A 14,973-nucleotide genomic window follows, 5' to 3' on the forward strand; every position below is an offset into this window, starting at 1 on the left:
ATAGGAAGGTGAGAAGATGTTAACACATTACCGGAAAGAAAACCGTAAAATTGCTATGGGACTATTGAGTTTCCATAAGAAACTGACAGGTAAAACTTCTTTGTTGAAGGAGATTGATACGTACGAATCTGAAGACGATTATGAACTTTTTTTCTTTACGCCAGAAGGTTCAACCAACATTCAAGGGATTATTGGTGTTTACTGGGCAACGAACGATCAGCTGATCATCCATGACATTTCTTTGAATCCGTCTTATCGCGGTGAGAATATGGGCTTTCAAATGTTAGATGAATTACAGGAAAAGTACCCGGATGTCTCCATCCGTGCAACTGAAATCACAGAGCCTTACATTGGAAAATGGCTAGCAAAGAAAAAGAAGAAAGAGTGAATGAGTTGACGGAGATCAATATTAAATTAGATGTATTCGAGGGTCCTCTCGATCTGCTGCTTCATCTGATTCAGCAAATGGAAATCGATATATATGATATACCGATCGCTACGATCACGGAGCAATATATGAATTATATCCATACAATGAAAACACTAGAGCTAGCTGTTGCAGGAGAATACTTAGTGATGGCTGCTACATTGATGGCAATCAAAAGCAAGACATTGCTTCCTGTCCAAGAATTCGTCACAGATGATGAAGAATTATGGGAAGAAGATCCTCGAGAAGAATTGGTCACTCAGCTTTTAGAATACCGTAAATATAAATATGCAGCTGAAAGACTGACAGAAAAAGCAGAGGAACGAAGTCTTTATTACACAAAAGAACCTATGAACATCGATGGGTTAGCGGATGCTGAAAAGCCGTTGAAGCGAGGACAAGTCAAAAAAATCGATTTGATCCGTGCCATGCAGAAAATCTTAGAACGTAAGAAATTTTCTCAAAAAGTGGAAAAAACGATCACGCCCGATGACACAACGATCGAAGAACGAATGGTATTTATCGAAGAGCGTATAAAAAGAAATGCGCATGGCTGTACTTTCGATTCTTTTTTTGAGTCACCTTCTAAAAGTGAAGTTGTCACTACTTTTATGGCTTTGCTAGAATTGATGAAAAAAGGGCAGATCATTGCGCAACAAAAAGAAAACTATGAATCAATTATGCTTTATCCAGCAGTAGGAGATACCGAACATGACGAAATTAAGTGAACTTGAAGCCCTTCTTTTTATTGTTGGCGAGGAAGGGATCAGTAATGAAGAATTAAGCGGACTGTTAAATCTCAGCGAAGCAGAAGTCACAAGTTTAGTGAAAGAATTAAAAGAATCTTACACTCAAAACTCGCACTCAGCTTTGCATATTTTTGAAACGGAAAGCCATTATGTATTAACGACTAAAAAAGAGCTGGCTCCCTTACTTAAGCGATATGCGCAAGGGACATCAAACACATTATCTCAAGCCGCTGTCGAAACCTTAGCAATCATCGCTTATAAACAGCCAATCACAAGAGCTGAAATCGAGCAGATTCGAGGAGTTCAGGTTTCAGGAGCGGTACAGCGTCTAGCTGCCCATAAACTGATTGAAGAAAAAGGTAGAGTAGAAGGGCCAGGTCGGCCGATATTATATGGAACAACTGGCTACTTCTTAGATTATTTTGGTTTGAAATCATTAGAAGAACTGCCTGATACACAAGAAATGGAAATTTCACTTGAAGAAGACGTGTCACCAGATCTATTCTTTGATGGAATGAATAAAGGAGAATAATTGTAATGGAAAGATTGCAGAAAGTAATTGCCCACGCTGGCATCACTTCTCGTCGAAAAGCAGAAGAATTCATCCTTGCAGGACGTGTAAAAGTAAACGGACAAGTTGTAAGGGAATTAGGGATAAAAGTTGGGAAACATGACACTGTGGAAGTGGATGAAGTCCCAATTTATCAAGAAGAATACGGTTATTATTTATTGTACAAACCTAAAGGAGTTATTTCTGCTGTTGCAGATGACAAAGGAAGAAAAGTTGTTACGGATCTTTTGCCGATGGTAAAAGAACGTATCTATCCTGTAGGTCGACTGGATTACGATACTTCGGGGATCTTGCTACTGACAAATGATGGAGATTTTGCTCAGCGCCTGACACATCCAAAACATGAAGTGGATAAAGTTTACGTTGCAAAGGTAAAAGGGATCGCTACAAAATCGATGCTTGCACCTTTGACAAAAGGAATAAAGATCGAAGGACGAAAAACATCTCCAGCTAAATTCCAAATTTTATCAGTGGATCCTAAGACAAACCACAGTATCGTGGAATTGACGATCCACGAAGGACGTAATCATCAAGTGAAAAATATGCTTCAAGCAGTTGGTCTTCCTGTGCAAAAACTAAAACGTGAAAAATACGGAGATCTGACTTTACAAGGCCTACGTCCTGGGGATTACCGTGAACTGAACAAAAAAGAAGTCAGCAGTTTGCTGAACCACTCAAAATGAACACTTACTTTTTATAAGTGTTAGATGTTGCGTTTTTTGAATAGATATGTATAATGAATATGTAAACAAAAATTATATAAGGTTCGTCTTCAGGGGCAGGGTGAAATTCCCGACCGGTGGTTATAGTCCACGACCTATTTTGCAAAAAATAGCTGAATCGGTGAAATTCCGATACCGACAGTATAGTCTGGATAAAGAAGATAGAGCTTATTTGACGACGCTTGATCAAATAACTCTAACTCTATTTTCCCTGGAAAATAGAGTTTTTTCATTTGGAGAGAAACGTCAAAAAGTTCGCTGAAGAGGAGTCCTAACAGGAGGATTTCAAATGAAGAACACCCGTGTACAGAAAATGGTTGCAGTAGCGATGTTTGCTGCGATCGCGTTAGTTTTACAGTATTTTGCTTTTCCGATCATGCCGGCTTTTAGTTTTTTGAAGATCGATTTTAGTGATATCCCGGTATTGATCAGCATGTTCTTATTCGGTCCAGCGGCCGGAGTTGCAACAGCGTTCTTGCGTTCAGTATTACATCTGCTGACTACAGGTTTTTCTCCGGATAATTTGGTAGGAGACACTGCTAGTTTCTTATCAACAACGATCTTTACATTCCCGATTTATTATTTCTTTAGTGTAAAGAAACAGCATAAAGGAAGAAACAAATTTTTAGGTGTCATTACAGGAACCATCGCTCTAACTATTTTTATGAGTATCGCAAATTATTTCGTTATTACGCCTCTTTACTTAATGTTTTTAGGACTGAACGCAACACAGATGCTAGGCATGTCTTTAGCAAACTATGTACTGATTGGGATCGTTCCTTTCAACTTGATCAAAGGATTCATCGTGAGCGCTGTCTTTTTAGTGCTGCATGCGCAACTTCTTCCATGGTTAAGTCGAAAACAACATCAGTTCGAACAACGTCATACAGCAGTCAAATAAATATCAAAAAGATCAAGAAATTTCTTGGTCTTTTTTTTTGGAAAAAAATACAAGACATGCAATAATGTAAACGTTTTATTTGTTTGTTTTGAGTATTTTTTTGATTTATGCATAAAAATCAATCAATTCTTTACAAATGTGAAATTCTTCTCCTTTTAAAAGACGAAAATGTTTGTTTATAAAAAAAAGGAAACGCTACAATGAAAAAGAAGAAAGCTTTAAAAACCTGAAAAAAGAGGAGGGAATAGGGAAAAACGAACTTTTTGAACAAAAGTTTTACAAAATGCGTGTTATTATTTTTGTTCTGATACTCTTTTTGATAAAATAACATTAGAGCCAAAATTGTTGTCTCTAACGGAAAAGAAAGGAAGAAGAAGATGGAACAAACAAAAAAGAAAAAATTTCAAATGCCTTCAGCGTATACGGTCTTATTTATTATTATTGCAGTAATCGCTGTACTTACTTGGTTTATACCAGCTGGGCACTATAGTGTAGACGATGCAGGCAACATCGTCGCTGGATCATATGAACGAGTACAACAAAATCCTCAAGGGCTGTGGGATATTTTCATGGCGCCAATCAATGGGATGTTAGGTGTACCAGCGGGGGAGCTAACTAAAGAAACACCTGCTGCAATCCCAATCTCTTTCTTCATTTTGGTTGTTGGTGGATTTTTAGGTATTATCAACAAAACAGGGGCACTAGATGCCGGGATTGCTTCAGTTGTGAAGAAATTCAAAGGAAAAGAAAAAATGCTTATTCCAGTATTGATGCTGTTATTTGCATTAGGCGGCTCTACTTACGGAATGGCAGAAGAAACGATTCCATTCTATGCTTTACTGATCCCAGTTATGATGGCTGTAGGCTTTGATACAGTAGTAGCAGTAGCAATCGTATTAGTAGGGTCTCAAGTAGGCTGTCTAGCTTCAACGGTAAATCCTTTTGCAACAGGCGTAGCTTCACAAGCTGTTGGGATTTCGATGGGTGAAGGTATTGGTCTTCGATTCTTGATGTTCGTTATTTTGTTAGCTATTTCTATTGTATATGTGTATCGTTATGCATCAAAGATCGAAAAAGATCCAACAAAATCATTAGTATACAACCAACGTAAAGAAGATATGAAGCATTTCGATATTGAAGCAATCGGTCGTCAAGAAGTAATCACGAAAAAACAAAAACATGTTAATGTATTGTTCTTTATTACTTTTGGTATCATGATCATCAGTTTGATTCCTTGGACAACCTTGAATGCGAATTTCACGATTTTTGAATCATTGACAAACTGGTTAACAAACCTTCCGGTACTAGGTACTGTTCTAGGTAAAAGCATGCTTCCATTAGGTGACTGGTACTTCCCAGAAATTACTATGTTATTCTTAGTAATGTCCATCGTAGTAGCAATCACTTATGGCATGAAAGAGTCTGAATTTGTCTCTGAATTTTTAGCTGGTGCTTCTGATTTGATCGGTGTAGCAATCGTAGTAGCTGTTGCTCGTGGTATCCAAGTGGTTATGAACAATGGATTAATCACAGACACCATCTTACATTGGGGCGAACAAGGATTAAGTTCATTATCTTCAAGTGTATTCATCATTATTACATTTATTTTCTATATCCCTATGTCATTCTTGATTCCTTCAACTTCCGGCTTAGCTGCTGCAACAATGGGAATCATGGGACCTATGGGTGAATTTGCCGGCGTCGGTAAGGATTTAGTAATCACTGCTTATCAATCTGCATCTGGTTTAGTAAACTTAATTACACCAACATCTGCTATCGTAATGGGTGCTGTAGCAATTGCTCGTTTCGATGTTTCAGTGTGGTGGAAATTTACCGGTAAATTAATTGCGATATTATTTGTAGCCATCTGTGTGATCCTAGGTGTAGCAGCAATGTTCTAAACCTAGACAAATACAGGTACAAGGTCTATCATAAGAATGAAGAAACCGATAAACGGCTATCGATAAGCACGTGGACAAGTCAATAGCTCCATTCAGTGAGTGTTTTTTCTTTCATCATTTGTTAAGAACATTCTGCTTGCTGATGGAGCAGGCTTAAAACGTCATTATTTGAGAAGAAGAGGTTGTGTCGGAGGAATTTGACATGACCCTTTTTAACATATTAGGAGGATAATATCATGAAAAAATTTGTGACAGAACAACATCATGAACAAGCATTAGAATCATTGAGCGAATTGATCCGAATTCCTTCCGTACTAGATGAAGCAGATTCAGGACAAGGACATCCCTTCGGTAAAAAAGTGATTGAAGCTTTGGATAAAGTATTGGAAATCAGTGAAAAGCTAGGATTTAGAACATTTAAAGATCCAGAAGGCTATTACGGTTATTCAGAGATTGGCTCTGGAGATGAATTATTCGGTATCTTGTGTCATATGGACGTTGTTCCAGCAGGGGACGAAAATAATTGGGAAACAAAACCATTCGATCCAACTATAAAAGACGGCTGGTTAGTTGGTCGCGGATCCCAAGATGACAAAGGTCCTTCTATTGCGGCAATGTATGCCGTCAAAGCTTTGATTGATGCTGGCGTGGAATTCAAGACACGTATTCGTTTTATCTTTGGTACAGATGAAGAAAATTTATGGCGTTGTTTAGAAAAATATAACGAAAAAGAAGAAGGAATTACGCAAGGATTTGCGCCAGATGCTGAATTTCCTTTAATTTATGCAGAAAAAGGCTTATTGCAAGCTTACTTGACAGGACCAGGAACGAACGAGTTTTCTGTAAAAGCTGGAGGAGCGTTGAATGTTGTTCCTGATGCAGCTCCTTACTCTGGAGAAAAGCTTTCTGAAGTAAAAGAAGCATTGAAAAAACACGAATTCGATTTCGAAGAACAAGGTGAAGGCATCGTCGTTCTTGGTAAAAGTATCCACGCGAAAGATGCAGCGCAAGGAGTGAATGCTATTTCTCGTCTGGCAATTGCTCTTTCAGAAGTATTCGATTTTGGCCCAATCAATTTCTTAGGAAAATTAGTTCAAGAAAATGCAACTGGTGAAGCTGTCGTGGGCAAAACAGAAGATGAACAATCCGGCGAGCTAACGATGAACTTTGCAAGTTTGGAAATCACACCAGAACAAACAAAAATCGGTGTAGATATGAGAATCCCTGTTACATTCAAGAAAGATGATTTAGTAGCTAAATTAACTAAAACAGCAGAAAAATATGGGTTGACTTATGAAGAATTTGACTTCCTTGATTCATTATACGTGCCACTAGACAGTGAGTTAGTGAAAAATCTATTGGGGACATATCGCGATATTACTGGAGACATGACTGAACCGTTTGTATCAGGCGGCGCTACTTTTGCTCGTACGATGAACCAGTGTGTGGCATTCGGTGCGATGTTCCCTGATACTCCTGACTTTATGCACCAGGCGAATGAACGATGGGAATTAAGTAGTATGTATAAAGCAATGGAAATTTATGCAGAAGCTGTGTATCGTTTATGTGCTAAATAAAAATAAACATACAAAAAGGGCGGATATTCAAATGGATATTCCGTCTTTTTTTATTTGATGCTGGAAAGTTTGCATTTCTCTCTTATTTTTTTTAAGGTATAATCATACTTGATTAAGAAAAAGGGGTCACTCGGATAGAAAAGGTGGGAGAAAGTGAAAATATTTAGACGAATACTAATTGGCTTAGTCATCATTTTAGGATTACTCGGTGGAGCCGGTTATTACTATATACAGCAAAATACGTACGAACCATCGTCAGAAGCGCAAGTGTTGGTAAAAGAAGGAAAAAACAAAGAAGATTACTTATTTTTTGAAGGAGAGAAAAAGAATCATGGAAAGTCTCCATTACTTATTTTTTATCCTGGTGCTCTCGTAGAGCCAGAAAGTTATAGTATTTGGGCGCAAGATTTAGCAAAAAACGGCTTTTCAGTCGCTATTGTCAAAATGCCACTTGATCTAGCAGTGATGGGCGGAAACAAAGCGGATAAGGTCAAAGAAGATTTTCCAAATTCCGATTATGTGATCGGTGGCCATTCATTAGGTGGCGTAATGGCAAGTCGTTATGTCAATAAGAATCATTCAGACAAACATTTAAAAGGGGTATTCTTCATGGCAAGTTATCCCGACAAAAAAGGAACATTGACAGAATCAGCTGTCCCTGTTTTATCGATCACGGCGACAAAAGATAAAGTATTGAATCAGGAAGCTTATCAAGAAGCTAAGCAGTATTTACCGGAAAGAACAGAGTATGTATCAATCAATGGCGGAAATCATGGAGGTTTTGGCAGCTATGGTGAGCAAAAAGGAGATGGAGAGGCAGAAATTTCTAACGCAGACCAGCAAACTGTGATCGTCAATACATTGGAAAACTGGCTGAAAAAGTTGAAATAATATAAATGGGTCCTATAGGGTCCGTGAAAAAACTAGTCAATTAACTATAGATAGCAAATGAATCTTTCAAAATAAGTCGGGATTTCACGGAACAAGAGAAACAGATCCCGGCTTATTTTCAAGTTTAGAGAACTTAGTGTACGTTTTTAAAGTTTCGTTTATATTTATATTTTATTTTCTAATAAAATCGCTCGAACTGGACATTTTTGATACGCTTTTTTTACATATGTTTCTTCTTCCGGCATCACGAACTGTTGATGAGCCTCTGGTTCTTGGGCAAATAAAACGATTCCTTCTTCATCATAATCGAAAATATCTGGCGCTTCGATTTGACAAAGACCGCATGCAATACAGCGTTCAGGTACAAGTTTACATAGTAGTGACATTTCTAACCATCCTAACTTAAGGAGAATAATATGATTGTTTTTATTTTATCGCTATTTTCATCAGGACACAAGCTGCGGATTAGTTCTCTTTACCAACTCCTTGTGGGAAAACGAACGACTTCAGTACTTATTTATGGATTTACCCACGAACTTTTGTTTATCCATAACAGTTTTCCAGAATTGAAGCAGGATAAGTTTTATCAAATTTTGCAAAAAATTGCGCAGCAAGGTTGGATCGAAATAAATGAAAATGAAGCAAAGCTAACGCCTGCAGGGGCTGATATGTTGTCCGAACATCAAATAGAACATACTGGTTTGCGTTTTGACCGCTATGGCAGAACAGGGGAAACTAGTTGGCGGCTCATTAAATTTGCTGTTCAAGTAATTTCTAATCTGGCAACGGGTATTCAAGACTATCTTCCAGCAGAGACAAGTCCTTTTTATACTTTCCAACTAAAAAAATGGCTTAGTGAAAGCCAATTGCCACGTGAAATTTTGATTGATACTGCGTATGAGAGTTTGGTGCAGCTGTTTTCGGAGATACCAGAAGAAGCAGCAGATTTTTTAGCTAACCAATTATCTGGAAATGAGCGAATAGGGCTGCTTCCTTATCAGCTGGCAAAAAACGATGATGAGTCAGCGGTTTATCTGCAACAAAGCAGATGTATCCACCTTTTGTTAGCACAAATCGAAAAACGGCCAGATTCGCTTTGGCACACTTTGATCGATTCATTATTACAGCAAAATTTCAATCAAAGCATGATGATCACCAAGCAGATGTTTATGAATGGTCAGACAATTGACCAGATCATGGCAATCCGTCATTTAAAAAGAGGAACAGTAACAGATCATCTTATTGAGTGGGCCTTGTTTTTTGATGATTTTCCATACGAGCGGATTCTCTCTGCAGAAACAATCGAACGTTTGGAACCAAATAAGGATTCCGTGCGAGAGTGGCGCTTTAGCGAATGGAATGTAGATGGACAATTAGATTATGGAGAATTTCGTTTGTATCAAATCTATCTATTGAGAAAGGAAGCGATACAGAATGTTAATAAATGAATTAAAAAAATATTTTGGATTTGATTCATTTCGTCCCGGCCAAGAAGAAATTATTCAGGCGTTGCTTGATGGAGAAGATACTCTCGCTATTTTGCCTACAGGAACGGGAAAAAGCCTTTGCTATCAATTGACGGGGTATTTAATGGAAGGTCTGGTCATCATCGTGTCACCGCTGCTTTCTCTAATGGAAGATCAAGTGACGCAATTACAAAAACGAGGGGAGAAACGAGTAACTGCTTTCAATAGTTTACTTTCGCAATCTGAAAGAAGATACGTCCTCCGTCATCTATCGCAATATAAATTTTTGTTTTTGAGTCCCGAAATGTTGACTAATCCTTCTCTTTTAGAGCATCTGAAAAAACAAAATATTGCGTTATATGTAGTAGATGAGGCTCATTGCGTGTCTCAATGGGGAGTTGATTTCCGTCCAGAATATCAACAGTTAGGAAAAATCCGAAAGCTTTTAGGAAACCCGGTCACACTGGCACTAACGGCGACAGCAACAGATTTAGTAGCAAGAGATATACGTCATGTACTATTTGATCGACCACCAAAAGAGATCAGACAATCAGTCAATCGGCAAAATATCTCGCTTTTTGTTCGGAAAACGCAGCAAAAAGAACAAGAACTTGAACACTTCATGGAAAGAGCACAAGGAGCGGCAATCATTTATTGTGCAACAAAAAAAGAAGTCGAACGATTGTATCATTTATTCAGGGAACGTTTTACAGTTGGATACTATCACGGCGGTCTTGATGCAGCTCAAAGAAGACAACTTCAACAGCAGTTTGTAAAAAATCAGCTGCAGTTTCTCATTGCTACGAATGCATTTGGTATGGGGATCGATAAATCTGATATCCGTTATGTGGTCCATTATGATTTGCCAGACAGTCTAGAAAACTATGTACAAGAAATCGGTCGTGCAGGCAGAGATCAGGAAGAAAGTGCAGCAATTCTTTTTTATCAAAGTGGGGATGAACGTATCCATTATTTCTTTAATCAACTTTCTAGAGAACAGCGACAAAGTTTTGAGCTTTATTTGGAATATGCCACAGAGCAAGCTCCCTTTGATGAGCTGCAAAAAAAATGGATGGAGCTGATCCAGCAGTCTGAAAAACCAGAAAATTGGGTGGAACGGCTCAAACGTCAGGAAAAAGAAAAAGAATTCCGCCTGCAGCAGATGCTTCGCTATATTAATGAAGAAAACTGCCGCAGAAAATTCATCTTAGCTTATTTTGGCGAAAAACTCTCCGAAAAGCCGCAGAATTGTTGTGATATTGATGGAGCAAAAGCAGAACTTCTGCCAAAGAGGAAGCTTTTTTCTAAGACTGAACAACTTCATTGGGAAACGATTTTACTAAATTTATTTAAAAAAAACATGGAACATTGATTTTTTAGGACAAGACACTTTTTCCTATGGTATAATACACACGATAGAGTTTAGGAGGTAAAACAGTGAGCAGAAAAGATAGACATCAATCTACAGAAAATAACGAAACACAAGAACCATGGGAACAACCAATCTACGATACAGATGATGAAGTTTCATCAAGAAGTTCTCAGAGACAACAAAAGAAAGGAAATACATTATTTCTTTCGCTATTTTTGATTTTACTGGTCTTATGTATCGCTATTCCAGCAGGTGCTTATTTCTGGATCAGAAATGGATCAAGCAACAATGCAACAGCAGCAACTTCTTCTGAAACTTCGACATCAGTAGTTGAAAGTTCTACAAGTACAACAAAAGAGGAGTCAACTGAGACTTCAACAGTAGAATCTAGTACAATCGCGGAAGAATCTACTGTGTCTCAAGATACAGGTGTAACGTCAGAAAGCAGTATTGCAGCAGAGACAACACCGACTTCCTCAAGTGAGGCAACTTATCAAGCAGGGGATTCAAGCAGCAATGCAGCAGAAACAACACCTTCTTCATCAGCTGCAGCCGGTTCAACAACGACTGTTCAAGCAGGCGAAGGTCCAAAACAAGTGGCTGAGCGTGCAGGGATCACCACTGATCAATTGTTTGAATTGAATGGCTTAGATCCAAACAACTTTATGCTTTACCCTGGTCAAGAATTAAGAATTAAATAATAATAGCCGCGCTTTGCGGCTTTTTTTTTGAGAAAAAGGAGTTATATCATGACACAAATCAGTATTGCAATCGACGGGCCTGCTTCATCTGGGAAAAGTACCGTTGCCAAGATATTAGCAAAAGAATTGAATTATATTTATACAGATACCGGTGCCATGTATCGCGCAGTAACTTATTTAGCTATTACGAACAATGTATCTTTTTCAGATGAAGAAGGGCTAGTTTCGCTGATCAAAAAGTATCCTATCTCTTTTTCGCAACAAGAAGATGGACAGCATGTATTCATAGCATCAAAAGATGTGACTTTAGAAATCCGTCAACCAGATGTCACAAAAGCTGTTTCTGAAGTCTCTGCACATGGAAAAGTCAGAGAAGAATTAGTTGCTATCCAACGAAAAATAGGGGAACGCGGTGGCGTTGTCATGGACGGAAGAGACATCGGGACAGCTGTATTACCGAATGCAGAAGTGAAAATCTTTTTAGTAGCAAGCGTAAGTGAGCGTGCAGAAAGACGTTTCAAAGAGAACCAAGAAAAAGGAATTCCGACTGATCTTGAAACACTGACGAAAGAGATACAGGAAAGAGACCATTATGATTCAACAAGGGACGTCTCTCCGCTGAAGCAAGCAGAGGATGCTGTTCGTATCGATACGACTGGCAAATCGATTCCAGAAGTCGTTGCAGCAATAAAAGCTGTTGTTTTGAAAAAAGGTTATCTTCTTTTTTAAATTAAGAAAAAAAATGAAAAACAATTGTTTTTTCAAGGAAAACGAACGAAATCGCTTTATTTTTTTTGAATAATCAATTAAACTAAAAACAGTACCGTACTTACGGCAGAATGTTGGTTAGGAGGACAAGTGTTATGACAGAATTTGATCAAAATCAAGAGAACAACCAGTCAATGGAAGACGCAATGAAAAGCGTACAAGAAGTAAAAGTTGGCGATGTTGTTAAGGGCGAAGTTTTAGTCATTGAAGACAAACAAGTGATTGTCGGAATCGAAGGGGCTGGAGTTGAAGGAGTCGTTCCGGCAAAAGAATTATCAACTTTGCCGGTAGAAGATATCAGCGAAGTAGTAAAAGTCGGTGATGTATTAGACTTAGTCGTTATCAGTACGATCGGCAAAGATAAAGAAAACGGCAGCTACCTACTTTCAAAACGCCGTTTAGATGCTAAAAAAGTTTGGGAAGATATCGAAAGAGATTTCCAAGAGGGCAAGGTGATCGAAGCACCTGTTACAAATGTTGTCAAAGGCGGTTTAGTCGTTGACGTCGGTGTACGTGGTTTTGTCCCTGCATCAATGGTGGAAGATCATTTTGTTGCAGACTTTTCAGACTATAAAGGCAAAACATTGAGCTTTAAAATCATCGAAATCGAACCATCAGAAAATCGTTTGATCTTATCGCATAAAGCGGTAGTGGAAAACGAAAGAGAAGAAAAGAAAAAAGAAATTCTTTCAACTATCCATGAGGGAGATGTTCTCAGTGGACGTGTTGCACGTCTTACTGATTTTGGCGCATTTGTCGACCTAGGCGGAATTGACGGTCTAGTCCATGTCTCAGAGATTTCACATAGTCATGTAGCAAAACCAAGTGATGTATTGGCTGTCAATGATGATGTAAATGTCAAAGTGTTGTCTATCAATCCTGAACAAGAACGTGTTTCCTTGTCAATCAAAGACACACAGCCTGGACCTTGGTCAGAAATCGATACAAAAGCTCCAGTTGGCACAGTATTAGACGGAACAGTTAAACGTTTGACAAGCTTCGGTGCCTTTGTTGAAGTGTTCCCTGGAGTAGAAGGGCTAGTCCATATTTCTCAAATTTCACATAAACATATTGCGACACCACATGAAGTGCTTCATGAAGGTGACGAAGTGAAAGTGAAAGTATTAGAGATCCATCCAGAAGAACATCGTATTGCATTGAGTATCAAAGCTTTAGAAGAAAAACCAGCTTCAGAAGAAGAACCAAAAAATGTTGAGTCTTATGAATTACCAGAAGAAAATACTGGATTTACTATGGGAGACATTTTAGGTGATGCGTTGAAAGAAGAAGTAGAAGAAAAAGCAACCGATGATTCTGAAAAATAATTGATTTTGTATCTGTGACTGAGATGAAAGCAGCTGCTTTTGTCTCAGTTTTTCTTTTGAAAAGCGATTAGTATTTCAATAAGGAATAAAAATACTTCGTTTAATTGACAATCTATGCTTGAAAGTTGGCAATGCATTCGTTAAACTAAGTGAGATTGGAAACTTGTGAGGAGGAAATAATATGGCAAATCCAACAATTGCAATCGTTGGCCGCCCGAACGTCGGTAAGTCTACGATTTTTAACCGCATCGCTGGTGAGCGTATCTCGATTGTCGAAGATACTCCTGGAGTAACTCGTGATCGTATTTATGCAAAAGGTGAATGGTTAGGTCGAGAATTCAGCGTGATCGACACAGGCGGAATTGATCTTGGCGATGAACCTTTTATGGATCAGATCAAGCATCAAGCAGAAATCGCGATTGAAGAAGCAGATGTAATCATTTGTGTAGTCAGCGGACGCGAAGGCGTGACAGACGCAGATGAGATGGTTGCGAAAATTTTATACAGAAGTAATAAACCAGTGATTTTAGCAGTCAATAAAGTAGATAATCCAGAAATGAGAAACGATATCTATGAATTTTATTCCTTAGGGCTAGGCGATCCTTATCCTGTTTCAGGAAGCCATGGACTAGGGATTGGTGATATTTTAGATGAAGCAGTGAAGTATTTCTCTGAAGAGACTGAAGAAGAGGACGACGACACGATTAAGTTTAGTTTGATTGGTCGCCCAAATGTTGGTAAATCCTCTTTGATCAATGCGATTTTAGGAGAAGAACGTGTAATTGTTTCGGATATTGAAGGAACGACCCGAGACGCAATCGACACCCACTTCGTTTCTGAAAGTGGTCAGAAATTCTTAATGATCGATACAGCTGGTATGCGTAAACGCGGAAAAGTATACGAAAATACTGAAAAATATAGCGTGATGCGTGCAATGCGTGCCATTGACCGTTCTGATATCGTTTTGATGGTACTGAATGCTGAAGAAGGGATTCGGGAACAAGACAAGCGAGTAGCGGGTTACGCCCATGAAGCTGGTCGTGGAATTATTATCGTCGTGAATAAATGGGATCTTGTAAAGAAAGAAACCAATACAATGCGTGATTTCGAACAAGAGATTCGTGATGAATTCCGGTATCTTGATTACGCTCCAATCGTTTTTGTTTCTGCAGTGACTAAACAACGGTTGGAACGTCTGCCTGAAATGATCGAACAAGTAAGTATGAACCAGAATCTTCGTATCTCTTCGGCTGTGTTGAATGATATCATTATGGATGCTGTAGCAATCAATCCAACACCAACAGATAAAGGAAAACGCCTGAAGATTTTTTATGCAACACAAGTCGCTGTCAAACCACCTACATTTGTCGTTTTTGTCAATGAAGAGGAATTGATGCATTTTTCTTATGAACGTTTCTTAGAAAATCAAATCAGAAAAGCATTTACTTTTGAAGGGACGTCCATCCGGATTATCCCTCGTAGAAGAAAATAGGCATTTTACCATATCGACGTTTTTTTTTCAAAAGAAAAAGACAGTTTTGTTTGTTACGTTTCTATGACTAAAAAAAGCATGTGAAAATTGGTAAAAACCTTGCTATTAAG

At 38.4% G+C, this 14,973-nt stretch carries 15 protein-coding genes and 1 riboswitch; of the genes, 14 read left to right on the forward strand and 1 reads right to left on the reverse strand.

Translation table 11 applies throughout. The annotated features are described in order from the left end of the window. Positions 1-16 precede the first annotated feature (16 nt). The 8 genes from IGL15_RS05680 (at position 17) to IGL15_RS05715 (ending at position 7,739) form a co-directional block, all read left to right on the forward strand. Positions 17-388 (forward strand): GNAT family N-acetyltransferase, encoded by a 372-nt coding sequence (locus tag IGL15_RS05680; RefSeq protein WP_002298147.1) that lies wholly within the window; start codon positions 17-19, stop codon positions 386-388. Beyond that, complete coding sequence (locus IGL15_RS05685) at positions 385-1,155, forward strand: segregation/condensation protein A (RefSeq protein WP_002298145.1); 771 nt, start codon at positions 385-387, stop codon at positions 1,153-1,155. The genes IGL15_RS05680 and IGL15_RS05685 overlap by 4 nt, the downstream gene beginning before the upstream one ends. Continuing rightward, positions 1,139-1,708 carry an SMC-Scp complex subunit ScpB gene (gene scpB / locus IGL15_RS05690; RefSeq protein ID WP_002296975.1) on the forward strand — a complete coding sequence of 190 codons (570 nt, stop codon included), beginning with the start codon at positions 1,139-1,141 and terminating at the stop codon, positions 1,706-1,708. Before IGL15_RS05685 ends, scpB begins: the two co-directional genes overlap by 17 nt. 5 nt (positions 1,709-1,713) lie before the next feature. Next, complete coding sequence (locus IGL15_RS05695) at positions 1,714-2,430, forward strand: pseudouridine synthase (RefSeq protein ID WP_002294391.1); 717 nt, start codon at positions 1,714-1,716, stop codon at positions 2,428-2,430. Positions 2,431-2,511: 81 nt separating this feature from the next. Then, positions 2,512-2,636: riboswitch (FMN riboswitch) on the forward strand. 122 nt (positions 2,637-2,758) lie between these two features. Beyond that, the gene (locus IGL15_RS05700; RefSeq protein ID WP_002294393.1) at positions 2,759-3,370 is read left to right on the forward strand and encodes an ECF transporter S component; all 612 of its coding nucleotides are present in this window, start codon (positions 2,759-2,761) and stop codon (positions 3,368-3,370) included. Positions 3,371-3,747: 377 nt separating this feature from the next. Further along, positions 3,748-5,271, forward strand: a complete 1,524-nt coding sequence (locus IGL15_RS05705) for a YfcC family protein (protein WP_002290168.1) — start codon at positions 3,748-3,750, stop codon at positions 5,269-5,271. A 236-nt stretch (positions 5,272-5,507) separates the two neighbouring features. Beyond that, positions 5,508-6,848 (forward strand): M20 family metallopeptidase, encoded by a 1,341-nt coding sequence (locus tag IGL15_RS05710; RefSeq protein WP_002294399.1) that lies wholly within the window; start codon positions 5,508-5,510, stop codon positions 6,846-6,848. 153 nt (positions 6,849-7,001) lie between these two features. Next, positions 7,002-7,739: a thioesterase gene (locus IGL15_RS05715; protein WP_002294400.1), complete on the forward strand. Its 738-nt coding sequence runs from the start codon at positions 7,002-7,004 to the stop codon at positions 7,737-7,739. 164 nt (positions 7,740-7,903) lie between these two features. On the opposite strand, the gene IGL15_RS05720 is transcribed toward IGL15_RS05715, so the two are convergent. Then, the gene (locus IGL15_RS05720; RefSeq protein ID WP_002294401.1) at positions 7,904-8,125 is read right to left on the reverse strand and encodes a ferredoxin; all 222 of its coding nucleotides are present in this window, start codon (positions 8,123-8,125) and stop codon (positions 7,904-7,906) included. 30 nt (positions 8,126-8,155) lie between these two features. Here IGL15_RS05720 and IGL15_RS05725 point away from each other — a divergent pair, with 30 nt between their 5' ends. The 6 genes from IGL15_RS05725 to der all read left to right on the forward strand — a co-directional run bounded on the left by IGL15_RS05725 (position 8,156) and on the right by der (position 14,863). Beyond that, positions 8,156-9,187, forward strand: a complete 1,032-nt coding sequence (locus IGL15_RS05725; protein ID WP_104765465.1) for a helix-turn-helix domain-containing protein — start codon at positions 8,156-8,158, stop codon at positions 9,185-9,187. After that, a complete protein-coding gene (locus IGL15_RS05730; RefSeq protein ID WP_002339416.1) occupies positions 9,174-10,577 on the forward strand; it encodes a RecQ family ATP-dependent DNA helicase in 1,404 nt (467 codons plus the stop codon). The genes IGL15_RS05725 and IGL15_RS05730 overlap by 14 nt, the downstream gene beginning before the upstream one ends. 65 nt (positions 10,578-10,642) lie before the next feature. Then, positions 10,643-11,278, forward strand: a complete 636-nt coding sequence (locus IGL15_RS05735; protein WP_002294404.1) for an SAG1386/EF1546 family surface-associated protein — start codon at positions 10,643-10,645, stop codon at positions 11,276-11,278. Between the two features lie 48 nt (positions 11,279-11,326). After that, positions 11,327-12,007, forward strand: coding sequence for a (d)CMP kinase (gene cmk, locus IGL15_RS05740; RefSeq protein WP_002294405.1), 681 nt, complete (start codon positions 11,327-11,329; stop codon positions 12,005-12,007). Between the two features lie 134 nt (positions 12,008-12,141). Then, positions 12,142-13,371, forward strand: coding sequence for a 30S ribosomal protein S1 (gene rpsA, locus IGL15_RS05745; protein WP_002294406.1), 1,230 nt, complete (start codon positions 12,142-12,144; stop codon positions 13,369-13,371). Positions 13,372-13,552: 181 nt separating this feature from the next. Continuing rightward, on the forward strand, positions 13,553-14,863 hold the full coding sequence (gene der / locus IGL15_RS05750) for a ribosome biogenesis GTPase Der (RefSeq protein ID WP_002296982.1): 1,311 nt from the start codon (positions 13,553-13,555) through the stop codon (positions 14,861-14,863). Positions 14,864-14,973 lie beyond the last annotated feature (110 nt).

The organism is Enterococcus sp. DIV0436a, from assembly GCF_051711605.1.
GTDB classification, from domain to species: domain Bacteria; phylum Bacillota; class Bacilli; order Lactobacillales; family Enterococcaceae; genus Enterococcus_B; species Enterococcus_B faecium.